Below are 8,842 nucleotides of genomic sequence, written 5' to 3' on the forward strand. Positions count from 1 at the left end.
TCCAGTGCTGCGACCTTTTGAGGCTTCCTGTGCGCAAGCCCGTCGAAGAGTGTTGCTATCTGTCTCCAGCGGCGTCAATCGGCTCAGGGGCTCGGGGCGGCATCGAAAAGTTTCGGCGCGGGTGAGCGCTCCCGCGCGGTCACTCCTCCAGCCGGCGCAGCCGTTCCGCGTCGCAGGTGCGCGGGCAGGTGGAGCAGGCCTCGGCCGGGCGGATCGTGTAGTAGAGGCAGCAGCCCAGGCGGGTGCGGGCCGGGTGTTCGCGGCCGTCACCGGTGCGCAGCAGGCGGAAGTCGGCGCCGCCGGGGAAGGGGGCGTGCGCGGTGGGCAGGACCGCGGAGGCGGCCCGGACACCGGCGGCCTCGTCGCCGCGCGCACGGCCGAGGTACCACAGGCCGGAGACCAGGTCGTCCGAGACCAGGCCCCACAGTGCCCGCGAGCCCCGGCGGACGTACGGGCCGAACGCCTCCAGCACCGGGGCCATGTGGTCCGCGACGGCGGCCCTCAACTCGGCGCGCAGCGCCTCCTGGTGGGCGACGGCCCGGGCGCCGGGCAGGACCGCCGCCGGGTCGTCCGGCAGACAGACGAGGCCCGAGCCGGGCCGGATCTCGAACGTGCCGGTCGCGAGGTCGACCCGCAGATCGGCCGGGGCGACGCGGGGGACGCGCCGCTCCAGGTACCAGACCCCGCTCATCAGCAGGCCGGCCGACCAGGCGTAGTCGTGCAGGGCGCGGGAGGCGGCGACATGGCGGGGCGCGCGGTGGTCGTGGCGGTCCCGGATGCGGGCGGCCTCCGCCTCGACGAAGGCCTCCACACCGTCCTGACCGTCCATCAGGCCGATGGTGTGCGGGCCGGCTTGAGGTGTCCGCCCGTCCGGGGGCGGCGACGGCCGGTCGCCCGGTCGGCCGGGCCGGGCCACGCGTACGGACAGGGCGTCGCACATCGCGTCCAGACGGCGGTAGGCGGCGGCCAGGAGTTCCGGGACGTGCGTGGCGGTGTCGGCCCGGGCGTTCTCCAGGTGAACCACGGTCATCGGTCACTCCAGAGCGTGAAGAGGTTTTGCAGTCGGGGTAGGTGAGGCTTACCTTATCCACAAGATCGCGCAGTGATGACCAGGCTCCACCCCGAGCCACCGGCGTACGGCTTCCCGGGCGGTGACTCCCGCGGTTCGCGGGGCGGGCCCCACCACGAGACGGGCCCGTCCCGCCGTCCCCGACCCGCCAGCGGAAGTAGTGCACCACCCCATGCGTCTGTACCTGCTCGCCCTCAACCCCACCGACTCCGTCACCGAGGGCTTCCTGCCCGCCGCGGCCCGGCTCGGCCTGCACGTCACCGTCCTCACCGACCGGCCCGACGCCCATCGCGCCACGTACCCCGGGACCGAGATCCTGGAGTGCGACGTACGGGACCACCGTGCCGTCGTCACCCGGATCTCCACCCATCACCGGCCCGACGCGGTCTTCACCAACAGCGACCACCTCCAGGCCCAGGCCGCCCTCGCCGCCCACTACTTCGGACTTCCCGGCAAGGACTGGCGGGCCACCCTGCGCACCAAGGACAAGGGCGAGATGCGCCGCCGTCTGGCCGCCGCCGGCGTGGACACCGTCTGGTCCGCCGAGATCCGCGACCCGGCCGACCTCACCGGCCCCCGCGTCGCCGACGCCCCGTACCCCTGTGTCGTCAAGCCCCGCGAAGGCGTCGCCAGCGAGGACGTCGTGCTCGTGGCCGACGCCGGGGACCTCGTGGCCCGCGGCAAGGAGATCCTGGCCCGGCGCCCGGGGGCCGTCCTCGTCGTCGAGGAGTACCTGCCGGGCGAGCTGTACACCCTGGAGACCCTCGGTGACGCCCGGGTCCGGCACGTCATCGGCGGCTTCCACACCGAGGTGTCCCCGCCGCCCCACTTCATCGAGCGGCGGATGGCCTTCGTCCCGGCCCACCCCGAGCCGGTCGTCGCACAGATCCTCGCCCAACTGGACGCGCTCGGCGTCGGGTTCGGGGCCTGTCACACCGAGTTCGTCGTCCGCGACGGCCGGGCCCGCGTCATCGAGGTCAACTACCGCGCCATCGGCGACCGGTGCGACCTGCTGCTCGCCCGGCTCCTCGGCCTCCCGCTCTTCGAACACATCCTCCGCACCCACCTCGGCGAGCCTCTGCCCGCCGGCCTGCCCGGCGACCTGGGCGCCGGACGCGGCGCCGCGGCCCGCCTGGAGTACCCCTGCGCCGACCGGGCCGGAACCCTGGTGGCCGGCCCCTCGGCCACCGAACTCCACGTCGACGGCGTCCACCTGACGTACCGTCCGCTGCGCGGAATCGGTGAGCGCCACGAGCTGTACCGGACCAACCGCGACTACCTCGGCGTCCTCACCGCCACCGCCGTCGGTCAGCAGGCCGTCGACCGGGTGGCGGCGGACTTCCTCGCCGCCCAGCGCTGGGAGATCCGGCCGTGACCGCCGGGGCTCGCCCCGCGTCCGCCGGTGCCGAGAACGCCGTCGCGCCCGGCGCCACCGCCGTTGCGCCCGCCACCGCCACCGCCACCGCCACCGCCGCCGCCGCGCCAGCCACCACCGCCGTCGCGCCCGCGGACACCGTCGAAGCCGCACTCCTCACCCGCGTGCTCGGCGCCCTGCTCCGCGAGGACGTCGTCGGGCTGCGCTCCCGCGGTACCCTCGTCCACCGCCCCGACGGCCCCTGGCTGCGCCTGCCCGCCGCGGACGACGCCCTCCTCCTGCCCGTCACCGAGGACGGCTTCCAGTCCCCGTACGCCGCCCGAGAACCCCTGCTGCTCAGGGAGTCGGACGGCACCCGCCTCGGCACCTGCGACGCCGTCCTCGCCGCCCTGCGCGCCCTCGCCGAGCCCGTCGACCGCGCCGGCTTCGACGCGTTCGCCGAGGAGTGCCGCCAGACCCTCGCGACGATGCTGCTGCACGAGGAGACGGGGAAGGAGACCGCCGCCGGGCTCGGCGACCTGTACGGGGCCGACCTCGCCGACTGGACCGGCCTGCGCGCCGGACTCGCGTTCGACACCCTCGCCGCACGCCTCGACCACCCGGTCTACCCGACCGCGCGCGGCCGTTCGGGCCTGGACGGCGACCAACTGCGCCGCTACGCACCGGAGTTCCACCCGAGCTTCCCCCTCAGATGGCTCGCCCTGCCCCGCGAGGCCGTCACCGTGGCCGGAGCCCTCCCGGACGGCTGGCCCACCCCCTCCGGGCTCGGCCTCGCGGGCCTCGACCACACCCATGTCACCCTGCCCGTACACCCGTTGACCGCCGGCGCACCTCTCGACGCGGCCCTGCGCGAGTCAGGGCTCGCCGACCGCGCCGTCCTCGCCGACCGGACGTACCTCACGGTCGTGCCCACCCTGTCGATGCGTACGGTCGCACCGGCCGCCGCCCCCGCGCTGCACCTCAAACTCCCGCTGGCGACCGCCACCCTGGGACTGCGCAACAAGCGGTCCATCAAGCCCGGCACACTCGCCGACGGCGCCGCCGGACAGCGCCTCCTGGAGGCGGTGCTCGACCGCGAGCCCCGCTTCCGGGGCCGGGTCCTGCACGCCGACGAGTCGGTGTACGCACACGCCGGGCACGAACTCCTCGCCGTACTGTGCCGCCGCCACCCGGCGGACCTCGACGACACGCTCGTCGTCCCCCTGGCCGCCCTCCTCGCCCCGGCACCCGGCGGGCGACTGGTCCTCGACCACCTCGCCGACCGGTTCCACGGCGGTGACCCGACCGCGCTGCTCGACGCCGTGCTCAGCCTGCTGTTCGACTGGCAGACCACGCTGTTCGGCTACGGGATCGCCCTGGAGTCGCACCAGCAGAACGTCTCCCTGGTCCTCGGCCCGGCCCCCGGCGGTCTGCGGCTGCTGCTGAAGGACAACGACGGACCGCGCGTCGACCGTGCCCGGCTGGCCGCCAGGTTCGGCGTACACGAAGAGAAGGGCGAGGGCAGCTGGGGCTTCGACGACGCCCGCACCTTCACCGCCGACGACCGTGCGGTGACCGATGTCTTCACCACCATCACCGTCCATCTGTGCGCCGGGGCCTACGCGTTCGGCCTCGCCCGGCACGGCCGCGCCCCGCTGCCCGACCTGCTGAGCCTCGTACGCGACCGGCTCACCGAGGCCGTCGACCGCCTCGGCGGTGACGCGGCGGCCGTCCTGCGCGCACGGGTGCTGCACGCCGCCGAGCTGCCGGTGAAGGCGATGGTGACCGCCGGGACCCTGCTGAGCAAGGAGAGGTCGGGCGCCGCCGACATCAACAAGCACTACACCACCGGGCCCAACTACCTGCTCCGGCACGGTGGTTCGGCATGACCCCCGAGGCCGGCCCGGCCGCCCGCCCCGCCTTCGCGACCGACCCGCCCCCACGACCGCGTACCCGCTGGAGCCACCGAATGCCCCCGCTCACCGACTCGCCCGGTACCACCCGCCTCCCCACCGCCGGCGACGCCGTCGCCCACACCCTCCTGAACTGCCTGCTGCGCGAGGTGTCCGGCCCCGAACACCAGACCGCCGTCAGCGACGGCCACCTCCTGCTGCGTCTGCCCCGCCGCGGCCTCCTGCTGAGGGTCGCCCTGCGCCGTACGTCCCTGCTGGGCGCCCACCGTTTCACCGGCCCCGTCCACGAGCGGTCGGGCACCGGCTGGAGGCCGCTCGACTGGCGCCGCCTCGCCGTGTACACGCACGACGAGCTGACCCTGCGCACCGGCGTCCGCAACCCCGAGTTCCTGCACCAGGTGGACTCCAGCCACCGCGCCCTCGCCACCACCCTCACCACCCGCGGGGCCGGCGCGCCCGCCCCGCACGGCCGCCCGGACTATCTCGCCTCCGAGCGTTCCCTGCTGTTCGGCCACCGCTTCCACCCCACCCCCAAGGCCCGCACCGGCGACGCGGAATCCTGGCGGTCGTACGCGCCCGAGACCGGTGCCTCCTTCCCGCTGCGCCGTCTCGCCGTCCGCGACCACCTGATCGCCGAGGAGAGCGCCGAGGCGGGGGCGACCGCCGTGCTCGACGGGGAGTCCGGCGACGTCCCCGACGGCTATGGGGTGCTGCCCGCCCACCCCTGGCAGTACGAGATGCTGCGCGGACACCGGCTGCTGCGCGAGGCGCTGGGCCGCGGCGACATCCTCGACCTGGGCCCCGGAGACCGGGAGTACGCGGCCACCGCCTCCGTCCGCACCCTCTTCGACGGTGACGCCTTCCTGAAGTTCAGCCTGAACGTCCGGATCACCAACTGCTTGCGCAAGAACGCCAGTTACGAACTCTCCGGCGCCGTCGCCCTCACCCGTGTCCTCGCCCCGGTCCTCACCGACCTGGAGAGCCGCTTCCCCGGCAGCGCGGTGCTGCGCGAGCCCGCCTACCGCAGCCTCGCCCTTCCCGGCCCCGACGGAACCCCGGACCGGGCCCTCCTCGAAGGCTTCGGGGTGATCGTCCGCGAGGGCCTGTCCCGGCGGCTGCTCCCCGGCACCACCCCGCTGCTCGCGGCCGCCGTCGCCGACGAGTACCCGACCAGCGCCGCCCACCTCTCCCGCCTCCTCGACGGCACGGGTCCCCAGGCGGCCCTGACCTGGTGGAGGGCATACCTCCGCCTTCTCCTGCCGCCCGTCCTCGCCGCCTACTTCGACCATGGGCTCGTCCTCGAACCCCACCTCCAGAACGTCCTCGTCTGCGTCGACCCCGACGGCATGCCCGCCCAGGTCCTCTTCCGCGACCTGGAGGGCGCCAAGCTCCTGCCCGACCACCACGCCGACGCCCTCGCCGCACTGCCGCCCGAGGTCGCCGGACCGATGTCGTACGACGCCCGGCGCGGCTGGGACCGCGTCGTGTACTGCCTGCTCGTCAACCACGTCGCCGAGCTGCTCGCCGTCCTCGCCGACCTGTATCCCGAGACCGAGCACGACCTGTGGGCGGAGGTCCGCGCGACCATCCGGGCCCACGCCGACGAGGCGGGCTGCCCGCCCCTCCTGGCCGCCCTCCTCGCCGGAGCCCCGCTCCCCGCCAAGACCAATCTGCTCACCCGCTGGGAACGCAGGGCCGACCGTGAGGCCGGCTACGTCCGCCTGCCCTCCCCCCTCGCGGAGGACGTCCTGCGCCGGAGCACCCGATGAACCAGGAGCCGTCGATGACCCTGCCGACCCCCGCCGCACGCGACCACGTCCTGTCCCTGCCGTCCACCCGGCTCCCCGCCTACGTGTACGACGTGACGGCCCTGCGCGACCACGCCGCACGGGTGCGGGCCGCGCTCCCCGAACGGGTCGAGCTGTACTACGCGGCCAAGGCCAACCCCGAGCCGGAGATCCTGGCCGCGCTCGGCCCGTACGTCGACGGGTACGAGGTGTCCTCCGGCGGTGAACTCGCCCATGTGGCGAAGGCCGTACCGGACAGACCGCTGGCCTTCGGCGGCCCCGGCAAGACCCCGGACGAGATCCGGGACGCCCTGGAGCGAGGCGTCGCGCGCTTCCACGTCGAGAGCGAGCACGAACTGCGGATGCTCGGCGAGCTGGCCCGCCGGGCGGCACCGGCCCGGCCCGTCGGGGTGCTCCTGCGCTTCAACCTCGCGGTGGCCGACGGCTCACTGGAGGGCAGCTCGCTCGCGATGGGCGGACGTCCCACCCCCTTCGGCCTGGACCCCGGCAGTGCCCCGGACGTGCTGCGCCCCCTCACCGACGGCACCTACCCGCACCTCGAACCGCTCGGCGTCCACGCCCACCTGGCGAGCGGGCTCGACGCCCCCGCACTGCTCTGCGTCGCCCGTACGGTCGTGCACTGGGCGACGGCCCTGGACGTACCGCTGCGCGAGGTGAACGTCGGCGGCGGGATGGCCGTCGACTACACCCGCCCCGAGAGCCGCTTCGACTGGCAGGAGTACGGGGCGGGCCTCGCCCGGCTCGCCGACGCGCACCCGGACCTGACCCTGCGTATCGAGCCCGGCCGGGCACTGACCGCCTACTGCGGCTGGTACGCCACCGAGGTGCTGGACGTGAAGCGCAGCCACGGCGAGGAGTTCGCCGTGGTCCGGGGCGGCACCCACCATCTGCGCACCCCGGCCGCCAAGGGGCACGACCAGCCGTGCTCGGTGCTGACGGTGCCGCGGTGGCCGCACCCGTGGCCGCGCCCGTCGGCCGAGGGGGAGCGCGTCACCCTCGCCGGGCAGCTGTGCACACCGAAGGACGTACTCGCGCGCCGTGTGCACGCGCCGGGGCTGCGGGCGGGGGACAGGGTGGTCTTCGCGCTCGCGGGCGCCTACGCCTGGAACATCTCGCACCACGACTTCCTCATGCACCCGCGCCCCGGTCTCCACTTCGTCGCCTGATCCTCGACCCCGCCACGGAACCCGACCGACCGCCCGGCCCCTCTGAGGGGGTGTGACCGTTGACAGGCGGGCAGGCCGGGCGCAGACTCATGCGCACAAGAGAGTGAACTGAATTTCACCTGACGAACAGAGTCGGGGCCCCCGGGACGGGACGCGGCCCGTCTCCCACGACGAGGAGTACTCCATGCACACCACTGTCGGCATCATCGGCGGCGGCCCGGCGGGGCTGCTGCTGGCCCGTCTGCTGCACAACGCGGGAATCGACAGTGTGGTTCTGGAACGCAAGGACCGGGCCTACGTCGAGCAGCGCCAGCGCGCCGGAATCCTGGAGCAGGCCACCGTCGACGTGCTGCGCTCGGCCGGCGCGGGGGCGCGGCTGGACGCCGAGGGCATTCCCCACGACGGCATCGAACTGCGCTTCGACGGCCGCGCCCACCGCGTCGACTTCCCCGGGCTGACCGGCGGACGCCGGGTGTGGGTCTACGCCCAGACCGAGGTCGTCAAGGACCTCATCGCCCTCCAGCTCACCGGCGGCGGCCCGCTGCTGTTCGAGGCCGAGGTGCACGCCGTGGAGGGTGCCGACGGCGACCGTCCGTCGATCCGGTACACCCACGAGGGCCGCGAACAGACCCTGACCTGTGACTACGTGGTCGGCTGCGACGGCTTCCACGGCGTGGCGCGCGACGCCGTTCCGGACGGCGTGCGGACGACGTACGAGCGGACGTACCCCTACTCCTGGCTGGGCATCCTCGCCGACGCCCCGCCCGTCTACGACGAGCTGATCTACGCCCATTCCGAGCGCGGCTTCGCGCTGGCCAGCATGCGGTCGCCGTCCGTGAGCCGTCTCTACCTCCAGGTCCCCAACGGCACCGACCCGGGCGACTGGTCCGACGAACGGATCTGGGACGAGCTGGACGCCCGCCTCGCGCTCACCGCGAACCCCGGCTGGCGGCTCAAGCGCGGGCCCGTCACCTCCAAGGCCGTCCTCCCGATGCGCAGCCACGTCACCGAGCCGATGCGCTACGGCCGGGTCTTCCTGGCCGGCGACGCCGCGCACATCGTGCCGCCCACCGGCGCCAAGGGGCTCAACCTCGCGGCGACCGACGTCATCGTGCTGGCCCGCGCCTTCGCCCGGCTCAGGGAGACCGGGTCGACCGAGCTGCTCGACGCCTACTCGGACACCTGTCTGCGCCGGGTCTGGCGGGCCGAGCACTTCTCGTACTTCATGACCACGACCCTCCACACGGACCCGGACCAGTCACCGTTCGAGACCAGGCTCCAGCTCGCCCAGCTCGACCGGGTCGCCACCTCGCGCCACGCGGCGGCCGAACTCGCGGAGAACTACACAGGGCTGTCGCTGGGAACCGGTTCCTGACCGGGTTCCTGACCGGCGGGGACGACGTCGAGGGGCGGGCGTCGAACGGATCCGTTCGACGCCCGCCCCCCACAGCCTCAGATTGCCCCTTCAACCTCCGGTCACACCTTCCACACACGCCCACACCCTCACTTCCCCAACCCCCCCCCCCTTTCCC

6 protein-coding genes are annotated in these 8,842 nt (G+C 74.1%); 5 read left to right on the top strand and 1 reads right to left on the bottom strand.

Annotation, left to right across the window (positions count from 1 at the left end; translation table 11 throughout):
* Positions 1-139: 139 nt before the first annotated feature.
* A complete protein-coding gene (locus ACZ6BB_RS28220; protein WP_471617951.1) occupies positions 140-1,030 on the bottom strand; it encodes a (2Fe-2S)-binding protein in 891 nt (296 codons plus the stop codon).
* A 211-nt stretch (positions 1,031-1,241) separates the two neighbouring features.
* Here ACZ6BB_RS28220 and ACZ6BB_RS28225 point away from each other — a divergent pair, with 211 nt between their 5' ends.
* The 5 genes from ACZ6BB_RS28225 (at position 1,242) to ACZ6BB_RS28245 (ending at position 8,685) form a co-directional block, all read left to right on the top strand.
* The gene (locus ACZ6BB_RS28225) at positions 1,242-2,444 is read left to right on the top strand and encodes an ATP-grasp domain-containing protein (RefSeq protein WP_471617952.1); all 1,203 of its coding nucleotides are present in this window, start codon (positions 1,242-1,244) and stop codon (positions 2,442-2,444) included.
* Entirely contained in the window at positions 2,441-4,312 is a 1,872-nt protein-coding gene (locus ACZ6BB_RS28230; protein ID WP_471617953.1) for an IucA/IucC family protein, read from the top strand. Before ACZ6BB_RS28225 ends, ACZ6BB_RS28230 begins: the two co-directional genes overlap by 4 nt.
* 80 nt (positions 4,313-4,392) lie before the next feature.
* Positions 4,393-6,105, top strand: a complete 1,713-nt coding sequence (locus ACZ6BB_RS28235; RefSeq protein WP_471618115.1) for an IucA/IucC family protein — start codon at positions 4,393-4,395, stop codon at positions 6,103-6,105.
* A 14-nt stretch (positions 6,106-6,119) separates the two neighbouring features.
* The gene (locus ACZ6BB_RS28240; protein WP_471617954.1) at positions 6,120-7,310 is read left to right on the top strand and encodes a type III PLP-dependent enzyme; all 1,191 of its coding nucleotides are present in this window, start codon (positions 6,120-6,122) and stop codon (positions 7,308-7,310) included.
* 184 nt (positions 7,311-7,494) lie between these two features.
* Positions 7,495-8,685: a 4-hydroxybenzoate 3-monooxygenase gene (locus ACZ6BB_RS28245; protein WP_471617955.1), complete on the top strand. Its 1,191-nt coding sequence runs from the start codon at positions 7,495-7,497 to the stop codon at positions 8,683-8,685.
* The last annotated feature ends 157 nt before the right edge of the window (positions 8,686-8,842 follow it).

The sequence above is a fragment of the Streptomyces sp. NPDC041108 genome, assembly GCF_055592645.1.